The organism is Nonomuraea marmarensis, from assembly GCF_043197025.1.
Lineage (GTDB): Bacteria > Actinomycetota > Actinomycetes > Streptosporangiales > Streptosporangiaceae > Nonomuraea > Nonomuraea marmarensis.
This window is the reverse complement of the sequence record NZ_JBICRM010000020.1, coordinates 1-16,871: the sequence shown is the minus strand read 5'-3', so window position 1 is coordinate 16,871 and position 16,871 is coordinate 1. Positions and strand designations below refer to the sequence as shown.

The 16,871-nt window shown below is 70.7% G+C and carries 19 protein-coding genes; 14 read left to right on the top strand and 5 right to left on the bottom strand.

What is annotated here, in order from left to right:
• The first annotated feature begins 60 nt into the window (after positions 1–60).
• The 3 genes from ACFLIM_RS29145 (at position 61) to mctP (ending at position 2,670) form a co-directional block, all read left to right on the top strand.
• Complete coding sequence (locus ACFLIM_RS29145) at positions 61–609, top strand: VOC family protein (protein WP_393170827.1); 549 nt, start codon at positions 61–63, stop codon at positions 607–609.
• 244 nt (positions 610–853) lie between these two features.
• On the top strand, positions 854–1,063 hold the full coding sequence (locus ACFLIM_RS29140) for a DUF3311 domain-containing protein (RefSeq protein ID WP_393170825.1): 210 nt from the start codon (positions 854–856) through the stop codon (positions 1,061–1,063).
• Positions 1,060–2,670, top strand: coding sequence for a monocarboxylate uptake permease MctP (mctP, locus tag ACFLIM_RS29135; protein ID WP_393170823.1), 1,611 nt, complete (start codon positions 1,060–1,062; stop codon positions 2,668–2,670). Before ACFLIM_RS29140 ends, mctP begins: the two co-directional genes overlap by 4 nt.
• Here the strand turns inward: mctP and ACFLIM_RS29130 are convergent.
• On the bottom strand, positions 2,639–3,019 hold the full coding sequence (locus ACFLIM_RS29130; protein WP_393170821.1) for a DUF6285 domain-containing protein: 381 nt from the start codon (positions 3,017–3,019) through the stop codon (positions 2,639–2,641). The genes mctP and ACFLIM_RS29130 overlap by 32 nt on opposite strands.
• A 61-nt stretch (positions 3,020–3,080) precedes the next feature.
• Here ACFLIM_RS29130 and ACFLIM_RS29125 point away from each other — a divergent pair, with 61 nt between their 5' ends.
• Genes ACFLIM_RS29125 through ACFLIM_RS29115 form a run of 3 tightly spaced genes read left to right on the top strand, consistent with a single transcriptional unit; the run spans position 3,081 to position 6,051 of the window.
• Positions 3,081–3,863 carry a CPBP family intramembrane glutamic endopeptidase gene (locus ACFLIM_RS29125; protein ID WP_393170819.1) on the top strand — a complete coding sequence of 261 codons (783 nt, stop codon included), beginning with the start codon at positions 3,081–3,083 and terminating at the stop codon, positions 3,861–3,863.
• A 41-nt stretch (positions 3,864–3,904) separates the two neighbouring features.
• The gene (locus tag ACFLIM_RS29120) at positions 3,905–5,104 is read left to right on the top strand and encodes an acyl-CoA dehydrogenase family protein (RefSeq protein WP_393170817.1); all 1,200 of its coding nucleotides are present in this window, start codon (positions 3,905–3,907) and stop codon (positions 5,102–5,104) included.
• Positions 5,101–6,051: a phosphotransferase family protein gene (locus ACFLIM_RS29115; protein ID WP_393170815.1), complete on the top strand. Its 951-nt coding sequence runs from the start codon at positions 5,101–5,103 to the stop codon at positions 6,049–6,051. Before ACFLIM_RS29120 ends, ACFLIM_RS29115 begins: the two co-directional genes overlap by 4 nt.
• Here the strand turns inward: ACFLIM_RS29115 and ACFLIM_RS29110 are convergent.
• Both ACFLIM_RS29110 and ACFLIM_RS29105 read right to left on the bottom strand, forming a co-directional pair.
• The gene (locus ACFLIM_RS29110) at positions 6,017–6,613 is read right to left on the bottom strand and encodes a TetR/AcrR family transcriptional regulator (protein ID WP_393170813.1); all 597 of its coding nucleotides are present in this window, start codon (positions 6,611–6,613) and stop codon (positions 6,017–6,019) included. The two genes, ACFLIM_RS29115 and ACFLIM_RS29110, sit on opposite strands and share 35 nt — an antisense overlap.
• Complete coding sequence (locus tag ACFLIM_RS29105; protein ID WP_393171114.1) at positions 6,610–7,065, bottom strand: hypothetical protein; 456 nt, start codon at positions 7,063–7,065, stop codon at positions 6,610–6,612. The genes ACFLIM_RS29110 and ACFLIM_RS29105 overlap by 4 nt, the downstream gene beginning before the upstream one ends.
• A 157-nt stretch (positions 7,066–7,222) precedes the next feature.
• On the opposite strand from ACFLIM_RS29105, the gene ACFLIM_RS29100 reads away from it, so the two are divergent.
• The 5 genes from ACFLIM_RS29100 to ACFLIM_RS29080 all read left to right on the top strand — a co-directional run bounded on the left by ACFLIM_RS29100 (position 7,223) and on the right by ACFLIM_RS29080 (position 12,682).
• Complete coding sequence (locus ACFLIM_RS29100; protein ID WP_393170811.1) at positions 7,223–7,930, top strand: class I SAM-dependent methyltransferase; 708 nt, start codon at positions 7,223–7,225, stop codon at positions 7,928–7,930.
• A gap of 66 nt (positions 7,931–7,996) precedes the next feature.
• Positions 7,997–8,767 (top strand): hypothetical protein, encoded by a 771-nt coding sequence (locus ACFLIM_RS29095; protein WP_393170810.1) that lies wholly within the window; start codon positions 7,997–7,999, stop codon positions 8,765–8,767.
• A 64-nt stretch (positions 8,768–8,831) separates the two neighbouring features.
• The gene (locus ACFLIM_RS29090; RefSeq protein WP_393170808.1) at positions 8,832–9,956 is read left to right on the top strand and encodes a hypothetical protein; all 1,125 of its coding nucleotides are present in this window, start codon (positions 8,832–8,834) and stop codon (positions 9,954–9,956) included.
• Positions 9,957–9,986: 30 nt separating this feature from the next.
• A complete protein-coding gene (locus ACFLIM_RS29085) occupies positions 9,987–11,414 on the top strand; it encodes a hypothetical protein (protein ID WP_393170806.1) in 1,428 nt (475 codons plus the stop codon).
• Positions 11,411–12,682 (top strand): AAA family ATPase, encoded by a 1,272-nt coding sequence (locus tag ACFLIM_RS29080; protein ID WP_393170804.1) that lies wholly within the window; start codon positions 11,411–11,413, stop codon positions 12,680–12,682. The genes ACFLIM_RS29085 and ACFLIM_RS29080 overlap by 4 nt, the downstream gene beginning before the upstream one ends.
• A gap of 17 nt (positions 12,683–12,699) precedes the next feature.
• On the opposite strand, the gene ACFLIM_RS29075 is transcribed toward ACFLIM_RS29080, so the two are convergent.
• A complete protein-coding gene (locus ACFLIM_RS29075; protein ID WP_393170802.1) occupies positions 12,700–13,629 on the bottom strand; it encodes a GNAT family N-acetyltransferase in 930 nt (309 codons plus the stop codon).
• Positions 13,630–13,708: 79 nt separating this feature from the next.
• Here ACFLIM_RS29075 and ACFLIM_RS29070 point away from each other — a divergent pair, with 79 nt between their 5' ends.
• On the top strand, positions 13,709–14,029 hold the full coding sequence (locus ACFLIM_RS29070; RefSeq protein ID WP_393170800.1) for an STAS domain-containing protein: 321 nt from the start codon (positions 13,709–13,711) through the stop codon (positions 14,027–14,029).
• Here ACFLIM_RS29070 and ACFLIM_RS29065 read toward each other — a convergent pair.
• Positions 14,010–15,584, bottom strand: a complete 1,575-nt coding sequence (locus ACFLIM_RS29065; RefSeq protein ID WP_393170799.1) for an MDR family MFS transporter — start codon at positions 15,582–15,584, stop codon at positions 14,010–14,012. The genes ACFLIM_RS29070 and ACFLIM_RS29065 overlap by 20 nt on opposite strands.
• Positions 15,585–15,684: 100 nt before the next feature.
• Between ACFLIM_RS29065 and ACFLIM_RS29060 the strand changes: the two genes are divergently transcribed.
• Both ACFLIM_RS29060 and ACFLIM_RS29055 read left to right on the top strand, forming a co-directional pair.
• Positions 15,685–16,230: a TetR/AcrR family transcriptional regulator gene (locus ACFLIM_RS29060; protein WP_393170797.1), complete on the top strand. Its 546-nt coding sequence runs from the start codon at positions 15,685–15,687 to the stop codon at positions 16,228–16,230.
• A 95-nt stretch (positions 16,231–16,325) separates the two neighbouring features.
• Positions 16,326–16,748, top strand: a complete 423-nt coding sequence (locus ACFLIM_RS29055; protein ID WP_393171099.1) for an ATP-binding protein — start codon at positions 16,326–16,328, stop codon at positions 16,746–16,748.
• The last annotated feature ends 123 nt before the right edge of the window (positions 16,749–16,871 follow it).

The window sequence follows — 16,871 nt, the reverse complement described above, 5'->3', positions numbered from 1 at the left end:
GATAGAGGACATCTTGTGTCATGTTTTTCCCCGGAACCCTGTGATAAGTAGGGAGTTACTATGAACAGCGAATTCGAGCTCCGCGGGGTCAACCACGTCGCGCTGGTCTGCTCGGACATGAAGCAGACCGTCGACTTCTACTCCGGCGTGCTGGGCATGCCGCTGATCAAGACGATCGAGCTGCCCATGGGCTGGGGTCAGCATTTCTTCTTCGACTGCGGCGGCGGCAACGCGCTGGCGTTCTTCTGGTTCCCCGACGCGCCCGACGGCGTGCCGGGGGTCTCGGCGCCGAAGAACCTGCCGGACCGCGGCGAGCTGCTGTCGGCCGTCGGCTCGATGAACCACATCGCCTTCGACGTGCCGCCGGAGAAGATCGAGGAATACCGCGACCGCCTCGTCGCCAAGGGCATCGACGTGGGCGTGCTGCTCAACCACGACGACAGCGAGTTCGGGGTGGCGCCGAAGATGCACGACGGCGTGTTCGTCAGGTCCATCTACTTCAAGGACCCCGACGGGGTGCTGGTGGAGTTCGCCGCCTGGACGCGCCGGGTCGGGCGGCCGGGCGACGTCAGGCACGAGCCGAGGACGGCGGCCGACCGGACCGCGTGACCGTTCGGCGCGGGCAACCGACCATTCGGCGATCGACGATCACGATCGCGGCCTGCCCGTAATTAAAGTGCTGGCGGTGGGACCTGCGGGAGCGTCTCATATGCCGAGAATTACTCCGACATATAGGCCAAACCGTAACATTGCCGACATTGGGTTTAATACCCCCGTAAAGCTACTCTCCCTCCATTGACCAACTGTCAGGGGCCGGTGACAACCGGCCCCTGATCCATGCATCGGAGGGTCGATGACTACCGGGGAACCCGGGCAGCCACGCACCGACCGCAGCCCGTGGAACTGGCTGCTGGTCCTGCCGATCGTGCTGCCGCTGCTGACTTTCCTGTTCAACGCCGACGAGCCCCGCCTGCTGGGCTTCCCGCTGTTCTACTGGCTGCAGCTGGCCTTCATCATCGTGGGCGTCACCACCACGACGATCGTCTACAGGATGACCAAATGAGCGGGCACACGACCGAGCTGGTCGTCTTCATCGTGCTGTTCCTGCTGGTCAGCGGCATGGGATTCGTGGCCTCGCGGTGGCGGCGGCCCAATGACCTGGCCAGCCTCAACGAGTGGGGGCTCGGCGGGCGCAGCTTCGGCTCGTGGGTCACCTGGTTCCTGGTCGGCGGCGACCTCTACACCGCCTACACCTTCGTGGCGGTGCCCGCGCTGGTGTTCAGCTCGGGGGCGCTGGGCTTCTACGCGCTGCCGTACACGGTGGTGGTCTATCCGCTGGTGTTCCTGGTGCTGGCGCGGATGTGGTCGGTGTCGCACGTGCACGGGTTCGTCACGCCGGCCGACTTCGTGCGGGCCCGGTTCGGGTCGCCGACGCTGGCGCTGGTGATCGCGATCACCGGGCTGGTGGCGACGATGCCGTACATCGCGTTGCAGCTCGTCGGCATCGAGGCGGTGCTGAAGGCGATGGGCATCAGCGGGCACCTGCCGATCATCATCGCGTTCGCGATCCTGGCGGCGTACACGTACCAGTCGGGGTTGCGCGCACCCGCGCTGATCGCGTTCGTGAAGGACGCGCTGATCTACATCGTGATCCTGGCGGCGGTCATCTACATCCCGGCCAAGCTGGGCGGCTGGGACTCGATCTTCGACGCGGCCAAGGCCAAGTTCGACGCCACTCCAGCGAAGGGCGACGGCTACATCCTCAACGCCGGCAACCAGTTGCAGTACGTGACGCTGGCGTTCGGTTCGGCGCTGGCGTTGTTCCTCTACCCGCACAGCATCACCGGCGTGCTGGCCTCGAAGAGCCGCAACGTCATCAAGCGGAACATGTCGGCGCTGCCCGCCTACAGCTTCGTGCTCGGCCTGATCGCGCTGCTCGGCTTCATGGCGATCGCGGCGGGCACCAAGCCGGTCGTGGGCGCCAGCGGCAAGCCGGACACCAACACGATCGTGCCGATGTTGTTCGACCAGATGTTCCCCAGCTGGTTCGCGGGGGTCGCCTACGCCGCCATCGGCATCGGCGCGCTCGTCCCGGCGGCGATCATGTCGATCGCGGCGGCGAACCTGTTCACCCGCAACGTCTACCGCGAATACCTGAACAAGAACGCCACCGACGCCCAGGAGGCCACGGTCTCCAAGCTGGTGTCGCTGGTGGTCAAGGTGGGCGCGGTGTTGTGCATCCTGCTGCTCGACCCGCAGTTCTCGATCGACCTGCAGCTCATCGGCGGCGTGATCATCCTGCAGACGCTGCCGTCGGTGGCGCTGGGCCTCTACACGCGCTGGTTCCACAAGGGCGGCCTGATCGCGGGCTGGGCGGCCGGGCTGGCGGCGGGCCTGTGGATGTTGTACCTGATCCCGAACCCGGCCAACGGCAGGCAGCACTTCGGCGGCTCGGCGTTCGGCCTGGCGAACCTGGGCTTCGACACGACCATGACGGTCTACGCCGGGTTCCTGGCGCTGATCGTCAACCTGGTGGTGGCGGCGCTGGGCACGCTGCTGTTCCGGGCGGCCAAGGTGGCCGACGGCGAGGACGCGACCGCTCGCCGCGACTACTTCGCCGACGCGGGTGACCCGGACGTCAAGGACCTGGACCTGGCCGGCTCCCACTGATCGGCTCCCCGGCCAGGTAGCCCGGGTTGGCCACCGCCAGCTTCGCGCGCACGGCCCGCTCCAGGGCGGCCGTGAGCGCGGGGCCGTCCTCGATGCGGCCCTCGCGGATGGCGGCGGCCAGCTCGGCGTCGTCCGCCACGCCCAGCTCGGCCAGCCGCCGCGCGTGCTCCTCTCCCTGGGCCGGGCCGAGCTCGATCTCACGCTCCACCATGCCGAGCACGTTGATCGCCACGCGGGTGTGGAAGCGCACCCGGCCCTCAACCGCCGGGAGCACGTCGGTCTGGAGGAAGTCGCGTACGGCGGCCACGAGCTGGGCCGCCGTGGGCACGTCGTGCGGGCTCTGTGTCATCCCATCTCCCCTGATGCGCGCATTTATCCGCATCCGATCACTTAGCGGCTAGCCTGCGGCCATGCGCACAGAGTCTCCCACCGCACCGGCCCCGATGCTCGGGCCGAAGCTCATCCGGGCCGAGGTCCTCGTCGTGATGTCGGTCTCGCTCGGCGCCAGCGCCCTGGTGGCGTTCGTCCGGCTGATCGGCGCGCTCACGGCGCCGCGGGAGCTGAAGGGCCAGCAGGCCGTGCTCGTCGGGTCGATGGCGCCCGGGCGGCCCTGGCTGGACCTGACGTTGCAGCTCGTCGAGATCGCGATCTCGGTGGCGCCGGTGGGGCTGGTGGCATACCTGCTGGTGCGGTCGGGCGAGTCGCTGCGCACGGTGGGCGCCGACTTCCGGCAGCCGGGGCGTGACCTGGCGCGCGGGGCGGTGCTCGCGGCCGCGATCGGCGGCTCGGGGCTGGCGTTCTACCTCGCGGTTTGGGCGGCCGGGGTGAACCTGACGGTCGTTCCGGGGGCGCTGCCGCAGGCGTGGTGGCAGGTGCCGGTGCTGCTGCTCGCCGCGGCGCAGAACGGGGTGCTGGAGGAGGTGCTCGTCTCCGGGTACCTGCTGCATCGGCTGGGGCAGGCCGGGTGGGGGCCGTGGCGGGCCGTCGTGGTGTCGTCGGTGTTGCGGGGGGCGTACCACCTGTATCAGGGGTTCGGGGGGTTCGCCGGGAACGTGGTGATGGGGCTGGTGTTCGGGCGGCTGTACCAGCGGTGGGGGCGGGCGATGCCGCTGGTGGTGGCGCACACGCTCATCGACGCCGTCGCCTTCGTCGGGTACGCCTTCCTGCACGGCCGGGTCAGCTGGCTGCCGTGAAGACGTTGACCGGGCAACGTCTTCAGGGGTGAGATCCTCATATGAGCTTCGCCGTGCCCGACAGTGTCCGACCGATCCGCGATGCCGTACACGCGTTCATGACCGAACGGGTGGAGCCCGCCGAGCCGGTGCTGCACGCGGGCGGGCCCGAGGCCGCGGCGGCGCTGGACGAGCTGCGGGCCGAGGCGAAGAAGGAGGGGTTGTGGGCGCTCGGGCATCCGCGCGAGCTGGGCGGGGGCGGGCTGCCGTTCCTCGACTACGTGTACGTGAACGAGGTGCAGGGGCGTAGCGAATTCGGGCAGCTGGCGCTGGGCACGTTCACGTTGCAGGACTCGCTGATGCTGCACGAGCACGCCTCGGCCGAGCAGCGGGAACGCTACCTGGAGCCGCTGGTGCGGGGTGACATCTGGCCGAGCTTCGCGATGACCGAGCCGACGGTGTCCAGCAGCGATCCCACCCAGATCAGGACGGCCGCCGTGCTCGACGGGGACGAATGGGTGATCAACGGGCACAAGTGGTTCACGACGGGGGCGTCGCGGGCGGCGTACACCACCGTGATGTGCAGGACCGAGCAGGACGCGGCCCCCGAGCTCCGGCACCTGGCGTTCTCCATGATCCTGGTGCCGACGGACACGCCCGGCTACCGGATCGTCCGCGAGACGCCCGTGCTGGGCCTCGACGGGGCGCACTGCGAGGTCCGGTACGAGGACGTCCGCGTGCCCGCCTCGAACCTGCTGGGCACGCGCGGGCACGGGTTCGTCATCGCGCAGCAGCGGCTGGGACCCGGGCGGATCTTCCACTGCATGCGGTGGCTGGGGCAGGCGCAGCGGGCCTTCGACCTGATGTGCCGGAGAATGCACGAAAGGACCGCCTTCGGGGAGCCGCTGGCGAAGAAGCAGCTCATGCGGCAGCACGTGTTCGACTCCTACACCGAGATCCAGGCCGCCAGGCTGCTCACGCTCAACGCCGCCGAGGCCGTCGACGCGGGCTCGCAGGCCCGGGTGGAGATCGGCGCGATCAAGGTGGTGGGCGCGCGCATGCTGCACAACGTGATCGACCGGGCCATCCAGGTGTACGGGGCCGCCGGGCTGACCCCGGACACGCCGCTGGACCGGATGTACCGGCACGCGCGGGCCGGGCGGATCTACGACGGGCCCGACGAGGTGCACATCGACTCGGTGGGGCGGCGGATCCTGGGCGCGTACGCGGCGGGCGGCAACTGGGAGTTCGGCCTGCGATGACGGATGTCCAGGCGGTCGTCGGCGAGGTGTTCGGGGCCGGGGCCTCGATTCCCTTCAGCGCCCGGCTGCCCGGCGGGGCGTCGCGGGAGACCTGGGCCCTCGATGTCGTCGCCGGCCTCGAGAGGCATGAGCTGGTCCTGCGGCTCGACTCCCCTGGCGCCGCCATGGAGGCCGGTGGCAGCCTGGCGGCCGAGGCGGCGCTGATGCGGGCCGCGTTCGACGCCGGGGTGCCGGTGCCGCGGATCGTGGCCGACGGCGCGTCGTACATCCTCATGACCCGCGTCTCCGGCGAGACGATCCCGCGCAAGATCCTGCGGGACGACGCCTACCGGGCGGCCCGGCCCAGGCTGGCCGCGCAGTGCGGGCAGGCGCTGGCGGCCGTCCACCGCATGCCGCCGTCCTGCCTCGCGCGGGACGGGCAACAGGATCCGCTGCGGCAGTGGCGGGACGTGCTCGACCAGCTCGGCGAGCCGCATCCGGTGTTCGAGCTGGCACTGCGGCGGCTGGCCGCCGACCGGCCGGGCAGCACGCGCAGGACGGTGGTGCACGGCGACTTCCGCAACGGCAACCTGATCGTCGGGCCCGAGGGGATCAGGGCGGTGCTCGACTGGGAGCTGGCCCACCTCGGCGATCCCCTCGAGGACCTCGGGTGGTTGTGCGTGAAGGCGTGGCGGTTCGGCTCACCGCTGCCGGTGGGCGGGTTCGGGGAGTACGAGGACCTGATCGGCGCCTACGAGCGGGCCGGCGGGCAGCCGGTGGACCGGGAGGCGCTCCGGTGGTGGGAGACGTTCGGGGTGCTCAAGTGGGGGATCATCTGCGTCATGCAGACCATGCGGCACCTGCGCGGCGGCGCCCGCTCGGTGGAGCTGGCCGCGATCGGGCGCCGGGTGTGCGAGAACGAGTGGGACCTGCTCAGGATGTCGCGCCTCTCGCATACCGCGGGCTGAGCGCGGCGGCGATCACGTCCACCAGTCCCTCCACCACCTGCGCGCGGTCCACCTCAGGATGGTCGAGCCACCAGTCGCCGGTCGTCTGCACCATGCCGACGAACGCGTGCCCGAGCACCTGCGCCCGCACCGGATCGGGCACCACGCGCTCGGCGGCCAGCGTCCGGCCGAGCTCCTCGCCCAGGCTGCGCACCAGCGACGTCATGTGGGAGCGGATCCTGGTGTCCTCGGCGCTGGCCCGGTGGAACAGGAACCGGTAGAGGTTGAGGTTGGCCGAGACCAGGTCGAGGTAGACGCCGATGGCCGCCCTGGCCCTGCCCCGCAGGTCCGCCCCCGACTCGGCGAACTTCGGCCGCAGCTGGGCGATGACCGTGCGCACGTGCCGGTCGGCCAAGGCCTGGTAGAGGCCGCTCTTGTCGCCGAAGTGGCGGTAGAGGATGGGCTTGGTGATGCCCGCCTCGGCGGCGATGGCCGCCATCGACACCTCGGGGCCCTCGCTCAGGATGACCCGGTCGGCGGCGTCGAGCAGCGCTCTGCGCCGGTCCGGATCCCGTCCACTCACCCGCTAAGGATAGATCGCCACCGGCCGGGCAGCAGCGACGAGAGCACCAGCAACGCGCCTATGAGCGTATAGAGGCCGGTCATCCCCGCCAGGGTGCCCGGGGGCTCGGCCATCTCGGCCCACGGCGCGCCCGCCGGCTCCCATGGCAGGCCGCCCGCCCGCGACCAGGGCAGGTTGCCGGCCACGCCGAGCGCGGCGTCCAGGTCAAGGGCGAACAGGGTGCCCGCCGCGGCCAGGGGCAGGCCGCAGGAGAACGCCGCCGGGGGCCAGGCGGTCAGGAGGGTGACGAGGACGGCCACGGCCGCCAGATAGCCCAGGCCCGCGGGCGACGGGGCGAACGTGGCGTTGCCCGTACGCAGGGCCCTGGCGGCCGCTTCGGTCAGGTAGTACAGGGGGGCGAGGGCGGCCAGGCCGGCGACGGCTCCCATCAGCTGACGAGTCTCACGGGTCACACGGGCTTCGTCCCCGCCTGCCCGGCCGGTTACGCTCATGCCTTTGGGGCATGGCGCCCGCGCCGCCCGGGGCGCGGGTCGTTGCTGCGTGCACGGCTTTTGGCGATCCGTGCACAGTGGTACGGCGCCGCCTGGATCGTGGGGATAGGTTCGGATCATGCGTAACTCCGGCACGGGCCCGGGGCCCATCACCCCCGACGGATCGCCTGTCGACTTCTACAGCCTGCTCCCGCCCAGCGGCGAGCCCGAGCTCGTCGCCCAGGTGACACCACCCGGCGGCGCCGTCCTGGAGCTGGGCGCGGGCGTCGGCCGGGTGACGCACGCGCTCGTCGAGCACGGCTTCGAGGTGGTGGCCGTGGACGAGTCCGCCGAGATGCTGGCCCGCGTGCGCGGCGCGGACACCGTGCTGGGCCGGGTCCAGGAGCTGCGGCTCGACCGGCGTTTCGACACCGTCATGCTGGCCTCCCAGCTCGTGAACACCGTGAACGACGCGGACCGGCGCGAGCTGCTCGCGGCCTGCGCGCGGCACGTCAAGGCCGGGGGCGCGGTGCTCATCCAGTGGATGCCCGCCGACGCCCACGACCGGTGGCAGACGGGCATGGGCAGGCAGGACGGCGACATCACGATCACGATGGCGGCCGTGGAAGAGGTGTCGCCAGGCATCTACCACGCGACCATGCGCTACTCCTATGGCGACTCCAACGGCGACGACAAGGTGTGGACCCAGTCGTTCTCCTCCAAGCACCGACGACGAGCTGTCCGCCGAACTGGCCGCGGAAGGGCTGCGGCTGGAACGGTTCCTGACGGAGGACCGCATGTGGGTGGCGGCGAGGCCCGCCTAAAGGAGGCTGCCTTTACGTTGTAGATCACACAATCGCTTCGATGTCGTGAAATTACTGGAAAATGCTGGGACTGTTGGTACGCTCGCGCCATGAGTGACCGGCTGGACGATCTCGAGCGGCGGATCGACGAGCTGCGCGCCGGCGTACGCACGGCCATGCGGACCAAGGACGGCGCCACCGCCCGCACCCTGCGCGCCGAGCTGCGATCCGCCGAGCACGCCTGGGACGCCCTCGTGAGCGGCGAGCAGCCGCAGGCCGAGCCGGAGCCCACGGGCCTGGTCACCGTGCGGGAGCAGGTGCACCAGGGGCTGCGGCTGCTGGGGGCGGCCGCCCAGCCGAGGCTGATCGTGGCCGTCAGCGACGCCTTTTTCGGCGGTACGATCCGTAGCGGCCGGCTCACCAGCCTGCGCAGAGACGAGGAGCGCTCGTTCCGGTCGTCACCTTACGGGCGGCCGTACTATCTGTGCGCCGCGCTGACCGACCGCCTCTCTCCCGCCCGCGGCCTCCTCACGCTCAGCACCTGGCCGCTGGAGCGCCGCGTGGTCGGCCCGCTCAGCCCCCGCGTCGACTTCCTGACCTGCGCCATCGCGGTGGCCGAGCACGAGACCGGGGACGGGCGGGCGGCCAGATTACTCGTCCGGATGGCCAGGAACATCCCCGGCGCCACCGACGGCACCCTCGGCCCGCCGGATCCCGGCCGGGTGGCCGAGGCGGCCCGCGCCGAGCTACGGGTGCACGCCGAGCGCGACACGCGGGATCGCGCCGAGCTGGCAGAACGCGCGACGGCGCAGCTCGGTGACGTGGCCCGGCTGTTCGGGGCCGCTACGCTGAGCACGATCAAGAAGGAGACAGCCAAGTGAGCGGCTTGAAGCGCGAAGGTGACCGCGAGGGAGCGCCGTCGTCTGGAGGAGCGGCGGGGAGGCCATGAGCACGCAGCACCGGCTCGACGCGTTGCGCGGCACGACGCCGCCGCAGGCGCACGACGCCCGCGCCATCGCGGCCCTGGCCGCCAACCCCGGCTGCACGCGCCGCGCGCTCATGGACGGCGCGGGCATCGACAAGGACGCCGCCGCCCGGCATCTGGGGTTCCCGGCGCCGTTCGGGCAGTCGCCGTTCGCGATCACGCGCGGCAACGTGTTCGAGGCGCTGGTCAAGGCCGACGGGTGCGCGGAGCTGCTGCGGATGTTGCGCGAGCTGCTCCGCCTGCCGATCGCCGAGGTGGCCTACCACGACGTGGAGAACGTCGGCGCCCACCTGCGCCACGCCCACACCCGCGCGCTGTTCGACCGCGCGGCGGGCGACGGCCAGGACGTCGGCACGCTGTACGACCACCCGCTGCTCAGCCTGGAGATCGCCGGTCACACCGCCTATCTGGAGCCGGACGTGGTGGCGTTCCAGCTCGGCGGCCGGTTCCACATCGTGGAGATCAAGTCGTTCGCGGTGATCGACGGCCAGGCCGACCCGGCGGCGGTGGCGGCGGCCGCGCGGCAGGCGGCCGTCTACGTGCTGGCGTTGCGCGGACTGCTGGAGGAGCTGGGGCACGACCCGCTGAAGGTGTCGCACGACGTGGTCCTGGTCTGCCCGGAGAACTTCGCCAACCGCCCGGTCGCGACCCTGGTCGACGTGCGCAGGCAGCTCGCCGTGCTGCGGCGCCAGCTGACCCGGATGACCGCGCTCGACCGGCTGCTCGACGGGCTGCCGGAGGAGGTCACGTTCGACCTGCGGCCGGGCGAGGACGGGCGGCCCACCAGGCCCGTCGCCGAGCTGGCCGACGCGCTGCGCGGGGCGACCGCCCGCTACGCACCCGACTGCCTGTCCACGTGCGACATGTGCTTCTTCTGCCGCGACGAGGCCCGCCAGGAGGGCGCCTCCGACCTGCTGGGCCGTCAGGTGCGCGACGAGCTGGGCGGGGTGGCCTCCGTGGCGGAGGCGCTCGGCCTGGCCGACGGCGCCCGCGACCCCGCCGAGGGGCAGGAGGAGATCGCCCGGCTGCTCCGCAACGCCGAACGCCTGCGCAGGGAGTGCCTCTCGCCGGCGGGAGGCTCCTGACGTGAGCACGCCCGCGCGGAGGCGCCCGACATGAGCCTGCTGACCTCCCTTGCGAGGCTGCGTGCCCTGGAGGAGGGCATGGCACAGCCCGTCGCGACCGTCAGGCACTGCCATCTGCCGGTACGGCCGATGGTGTTCATCCCGCTCAAGTTGTCGGGCGAGGCCGCCGCGCCGCTGGCCGCCATGCTCGGCACCGATCGCGAACGGCCGCGCCTGCTCGTGGTGACCCAGCCGCGCAACCGCGACCTGCGTTTCGCCTGGGCGGCCGAACTGGCCGGGGTGCTGCTGCCGTACATCGAGGGGTTCCTCGCGGACACCGAGACGGTGGAGCGCAAGAACGCCGACCCCTACGAGCGGGCGCTGGACGCGCCGCAGCTCGTCGTGCCGAACCAGGCGGGCGTGGCCTTCACCAGGCTGCTCGGCCGCTCGACGCGCTTCCGCCGGACCGACGGGCCCTATCCGGTGCCCGAGTCGGTGCCGCTGCTGGGGCGGTGGCTGACCTATTTCGGGGAACGGGCGGCGTACCCGGGCTCATCGCTGATGCTGGCCGCGACCGAGGAACTGGGCAGGCACTGGGCCAGCGGACAGAGCGCGCTGGAGGACGCCAACCTGGCGGCGCTGCTCGGCTGGATCACCACCGGGCCGAGCGACGACGCCGAGGACCCGCTCGTCTGGCCGCCCGCCGGGCCCGCGACCGATCCCGGGTTCGACGCGGAGGTGCTCGCGCCGGCGATCGAGAGCGAGCAGCCCGTGCGCATCACCGAGGCGCTGCGCACGCAGCTCGAACCCACCTGGCGGCTCATGTGGCAGGCGATCGACCTGCTGTCCGGGCTGGCGGAGGGCGCGAGCGCGGCCGGGCGGTGGGAGCAGGACCGGGGCTCGTTCAGCGGCATGGCGACGCACCTCGCGGAGGGCGCGCCACCGCAGCCCAGGCGCGACGGCGCGATCGCCGCCGCCGCCAAGCTGGCCCGCATGGAACGCGCCCAGGCCGCCTACGACGTCCAGCGCGCCTACGACGACCCCCTGGTCATGGCTGAATACCGGCTGACCGGCGAGGCGTTCGCGGGCGAGGTGGTCGAGACCGACCCGGGCAACACCGAGGGCGAGGGCCGCTCCCGCAAGCTCCGCCCGCTGGTGATGATCAAAACCGACGATCCGGTACGCCTCCCGCCCGGCACGTCTCTGGGCACCCCGCAACGCCGCGGCCAGGGCGCCGAGCTGGTGTCGGCCGGCGAAGGACTCGTCACCCTGAAGATCACCAAAGGCATGGGCAGGGGGAAGACGGCGGCGCCCGGCGCCGTGCCCGAGGCCGGCGAGCGGGTCTGCTACACCTCGCTGACCGACGACTTCCAGGGCTCGCCCAACCTCCCCGACGCCGAGGCCACGCCGTGGACGCACGGCGGGCCGCCGCAGGAGTACGTGCCCGACGACGAGGACGCCCAGGAGGAGTGGTCGTGACCCCTGAGCAGGTCATCAGGAACGTGCTGGCCGATCTGCCCCGGCACCGCGGCGTCGTGGTCGACTCGCCGCCGGGAGCGGGCAAGTCCACCCTGGTGGTACGCGCCGCCGCGCACATCGCGGCCACCGGCGAGCCGCTGATGATCGTCGCCCAGACCAACGAGCAGGTCGACGACCTGGTGGCCAGGATCTCCGGCAAGCACCCGCACCTGACCGTCGGACGGCTCTCGGCGAGCGGGTACGTGCCGCCGCTACGCATGCTGGAGCTGCCCGGCGTCCGGGTCGGCACCAGGATCCAGGACCTGGGCGACCCGGACATCGTCATCGCCACCGCCGACAAGTGGGCGTGGATCGGCGATCGGGTGTGGCCGTGGGCGATCGTGGACGAGGCGTACCAGATGCGGTCGGACAAGCTGCTGCGGATCGCGGGGCTGTTCGAGCGGGCGTTGTTCGTGGGCGATCCCGGGCAGCTCGACCCGTTCTCGATCGTGGACGGGGACCGCTGGTCGGGGCTGTCGTGGGATCCGTTGCAGAGCGCGGTGTCGGTGCTGCTGCGGCACAACCCGGACCTGCCCGTGCACCGGCTGCCGGTGTCGTGGCGGCTGCCCGCGTCGGCCGCGCCCGTGGTGTCGCGGGCGTTCTATCCGTTCACCGGGTTCCGGTCGGGCACCGGCGCCGGTGAGCGGCGGCTGGAGCTGACGACGGGCGGCATGGGGACCGCGCACGACCGGGCGCTGGAGGAGGCGGCCAGGTCGGGGTGGGCGCTGCTGGAGCTGCCCAACCGGCACACCGTGCGTACCGACGGGGAGGCCGTGCGGGCGGTGGCGCTGCTGGCGGCGCGGCTGCTCCAGCGGGGGGCGGTGGCGAGCTCGGAGCAGGGTGAGCGGCCGGTGACGGCGGACCGCATCGCGGTCGGGGCGGCCCACCGGGACCAGGTGGCGGCCATCCGCTCGGCCGGTTTGCCCGCGGAGATCACGGTGGACACCGCGAACCGGCTGCAGGGCCGCGAGTACGACGTGACGATCGTGCTGCACCCGCTGTCGGGGCGCCGGGACGCCACGGCCTTCCACCTGGAGTCGGGACGGTTGTGCGTGCTGGCGTCACGGCACCGGCACGCGTGCGTGGTGGTGGCCCGGGCGGGCATCGCCGACCTACTCGACGCGCACCCGTCGGCCGAGCCGGTGCAGCTGGGGGTGCCGGTGAAGTTCCCGGACGGGTGGGAGGCCAACCAGTCGGTCCTGGAACACCTGTCCCGCCACCGCGTGTAGCCGCCCGGGGATCGGGGTCAGAGGCGGCGGCGCCAGACGTCGATGGCCATGACCGGGCGCATGCCCGCCGACTCGTACAACCCCAGCGCCGGCGTCGTGTTGTTGGAGTCGACGTGCAGGATCGTGCCCTGGCGCCCCCGGGCCGCGTCGGCGGCGAACGCGTGGCGCAGCAGGAACCGGCCGAGCCCCCTCCCCCGGAACTCGGGCAGCACCGCGAGCGTGGCCACGTACCCGCAGTCCTGGTCGGGGAGGAACTGGTTGTTGCCGATCACCACCCCCGCCGGACGGCCGTCGAGCTCGGCGAGCGTGAGCTGGCTCCAGTCGGTGATGCTCTGCGCCTGCCTGCGCTCGTACCACCGGTCGTAGTCGATCGCCACGAAGCCGAAGTGGTCGGCGAACCCCTTCTGGTGCACGAGATGCGCCTCGCGCCGCACGTCCTCGCTCTCGCCGCTGCGCAGCGTGAGCCCGGCGGGCGGGGCGGGCGGCTCGACCGGGCCGTCGTGGTCGATGCGCATCCGGTGGAAGCTGGTGCCGGGCTCGAAGCCCCACTCCTTGGCCATGGCCTGCTTGACCTGGTCGGCGCGGTAGACGCCGAGGTGCAGGGTGACGCCGTCGTGTCCGCGCTCGGCGCCCAGCTCGCGGGCGCGCTCGAGCACGATGGGCCACAACTCCCCCGCCAGGCCCACGACGCCGGGACGGACGATCACGTCGACGTCCACCAGGTCGCTGTCGCCGTTGCGGCACGCCCAGGACGTGGCGTCGAGCCTGCCGTCGGCGTCATGCGCGAGCCAGCCGTCCTTGTCGAGGTCGAAATCGGGCTCGACCAGCTCGTCGACGACGTCCTCGAGAGTCATGTCCGGCGCCCCGATCACCGCGGTCTCATAGGCCGCGATGAGCTCGTACATGGCCGCGGCGTCTTCCACACGCGGTGGCCTGATGGTGTGCATAGGGAGGATTGTCCATAAATAACCCGCCTCAGCGCCTCCCATTTTTCCCGAGCTCCGAGCCGGTCGCTAAGCTGAGTCCGTGCTCGACAGGACGCCGCTGCACATCGAGGTCACCACACCCGACGCGACCACCGTCGCGCTCGTGCTCAGCGGCGGCCTCGACCAGGACTCGGCCTCCCAGCTCGCGGCCCTGACCTTCGCCGACGGCTACCGCAGGCTCGACGTCGACCTGTCCGCGGTCAGCTTCATCGACTCCTCGGGTCTGGCCGCCCTCGTACGCCTCCAGCGACAGGCCGAGGGCGCCAACGCCGTGGTGCACGTGGTCGCGTTGACGCCCTATTTGCGCGGCCTGTTGAGGATGACCGCGCTGGATCAGCTGTTCAGCCTGCCGCCGGGGTGACGGCCGCCTCCTCCTTCGAGGCGTCCACCGGGCTCCCGCCGCGCAGCGGGATCTCCTTGATGAACGCCGCCAGCACCGGCACGACGATCGCGAACAGGATGGCCCACCAGAAGACGCCGGACAACGAGGTCGCCAGCGACTCCAGCAGCCCCGTGCGGACCGGGGCCGGCATCTGCCCGAGCATCGAGGGATCCATCCTGGTGCCGCCCTTGGCCAGTTCTTCGCCCATCTTCGGGCCGAACCTGGCGGTCAGCTCCGACAGGAAGTGGTTGTTGAAGATCGCGCCGAACAGCGACACGCCGAACGAGCCGCCGATCGACCTGAAGAACGTGCTCGCGCTGCTCGCCACGCCGAGGTCCTTCTGCTCGACGCTGTTCTGGGCGATCAGCATCGTGGTCTGCATGAGGAAGCCCATGCCCAGGCCGAGTACGGCGATGTACACGCCGGTCATCCAGGCCGGCGTGGAGACGCCCATCGTGGACAGCAGGTACATGCCCGCGGCCATGCCGACGCCGCCGATGATCGGGTAGATCTTGTACTTGCCGGTGCTGGTGATGGCCCGGCCCACGAACAGCGACACGACCATCGCGGCGCCCATCATCGGCAGCAGCAGCAGGCCCGAGTTGGTGGCCGTGGCGCCCTGCACCATCTGCTGGAAGACCGGCAGGAAGTTGATCGCGCCGAACATGGCGAAGCCGAGCAGGAAGCCGATGGCCGAGATCAGCGTGAAGTTGCGGTTGCGGAACAGCTGCAGCGGCATGATGGGCTCGGCCGCCCGGAGCTCCACCGCGACGAACACCACCAGCGTGACCACGGCCAGTACGGCCAGGGACAGGATCTGCCAGGAGCCCCACGTGTACTCGTTGCCGCCCCAGGTGGTGATGAGCACCATGGCGGTGATGCTGACCGACAGCAGGATCGCGCCCAGCCAGTCGATGCGTACCTTCTGGCGCAGCCGCGGCAGGTGCAGGTTCAGCACCAGCAGGACCAGCGCCACCGCGCCGACCGGCAGGTTCACGTAGAAGGCCCAGCGCCAGTCGAGATTGTCGGTGATGAAGCCGCCCACCAGCGGGCCCGCGATCATCGCCAGCGACATGACGCCGGCCATGATGCCCTGGTACTGGCCGCGCTCGCGCGGCGGCACCAGGTCGCCGATGATCGCCATGACGTTCACCAGCAGGCCGCCGGCGCCCAGCCCCTGCACCGCGCGGAACGCGATCAGCTGGGCCATGCCGTTCTCCGGGCCACCGAGCATCGAGGAGCCGGCCATGCCGCAGAGCGCGGAGCCGATCATGAAGATGACGATCGAGATGATGAAGATGCTCTTGCGGCCGTACAGGTCGCCGATCTTGCCCCAGATCGGCGTCGAGACGGTCGTGCCCAGTATGTACGCCGTCACGACCCACGACATGTGCGCCAGGCCGCCGAACTCGATCAGGATGCGCGGCATGGCCGTGCCCACGATCATGTTGTCCAGCATGGCCAGGACTAAGGCCAGTAGCAGTCCCGGCAGGACGACCATGACCTCGCGGCGCCGTCCGACTGCCTCCGCCACCAGACACCCCCCTTGTTCTACGCTTGCTTACTTGCCGACCGGCAAGCATAGAATAAGGTAGATACTTACTTGTCGGCCGTCAAGTCGAAATAGGTGCAAGGTGCGGGAAGACACACGAACCCGGATCCAGGAGATCGCGCTCAGGCTCTTCACCGAGCAGGGCTACGAAGCGACCTCCCTGCGAGAGATCGCCGAGGAGCTCGGGGTGACGAAGGCCGCCCTTTACTACCATTTCAAGACGAAGGACGACATCGTAGCCAGCCTGGTCGATCTCCGTGCCGCCGAGGTCGAGGAACTCCTCGACTGGGCCAGGAGCCAGCCGAAGACCCCGGAGATGCGGCGCGAGTTGCTGCGGCGCTACGCGGACAATCTCATGCGGCCCCGGTATCTGGAGGTGGCCAGGTTCCTGGAGCGCAACCAGACGGCGCTGCGCGAACAGCCGAAGCTCGTCAAGATGCGCGACACCATGCTCGCGCTCACGGCGGAGATGAACGAGCCGGGGGCCACCGCCGCCGAGCGCATCAGCCGCTCGCTGGCGCTGTTCGCGCTGCACGCGGGCAAGTGGCTGACGCAGGAGAGCGAGCTCTCGGACGAGGAGATCACCAAGGCCTCTCTGGAGGTGGCCATGCGGCTACTGGAACCATAACTTTCCGCACTTTTTACCCCAAAGGGGACGATTGGCGCACCTGGATCGAGGGCAGGGGATTTTACGCGTCCAGGGGAGGAGGCGCGGTGGAGACCATGATTGCCCTCCGGCTGCCCAGGGATGCGGCGAGCGTGCCGCTGGTCAGGCAGCTGCTGGACGGCACGCTGCGGTCGCTCGGGGTCGAGCCGCAGATCCGCGACGACATCGAGTTGATACTCACCGAGGCGTGCTCCAACGTGATCAAGCATGCGGCGCCGAGCGACGACTACCGGGTCAGCGCAACGGTCTACGGTCACACGTGCACCATCAAAGTCGTCGACACCGGGGGCGGCTTCGACGCCCGCAAGATCGTCGATCCGGAGCCGGGCGCCGATCACGGCCGGGGGCTGCAGATCATGCGCGCGCTGGCCGACGAGGTACGTTTCATCAACAGGCGCACGCACGGCGCGGTGGTCTGCCTGGAGAAGCGGCTGCGCTACGTGCCGGGCGCGGCGGGCCAGCACCTCCTGACCACCTAGACGAGTAAGTCCGAAGCTCTGCGGCAAAGGGGGAAGGGCCTCGATGATCGTTTTGTGACGAACAACCTCGAGACCCTTCTCACTGCACTGTACGTGAAGATCGACGACGAGCTGGCAGGACCG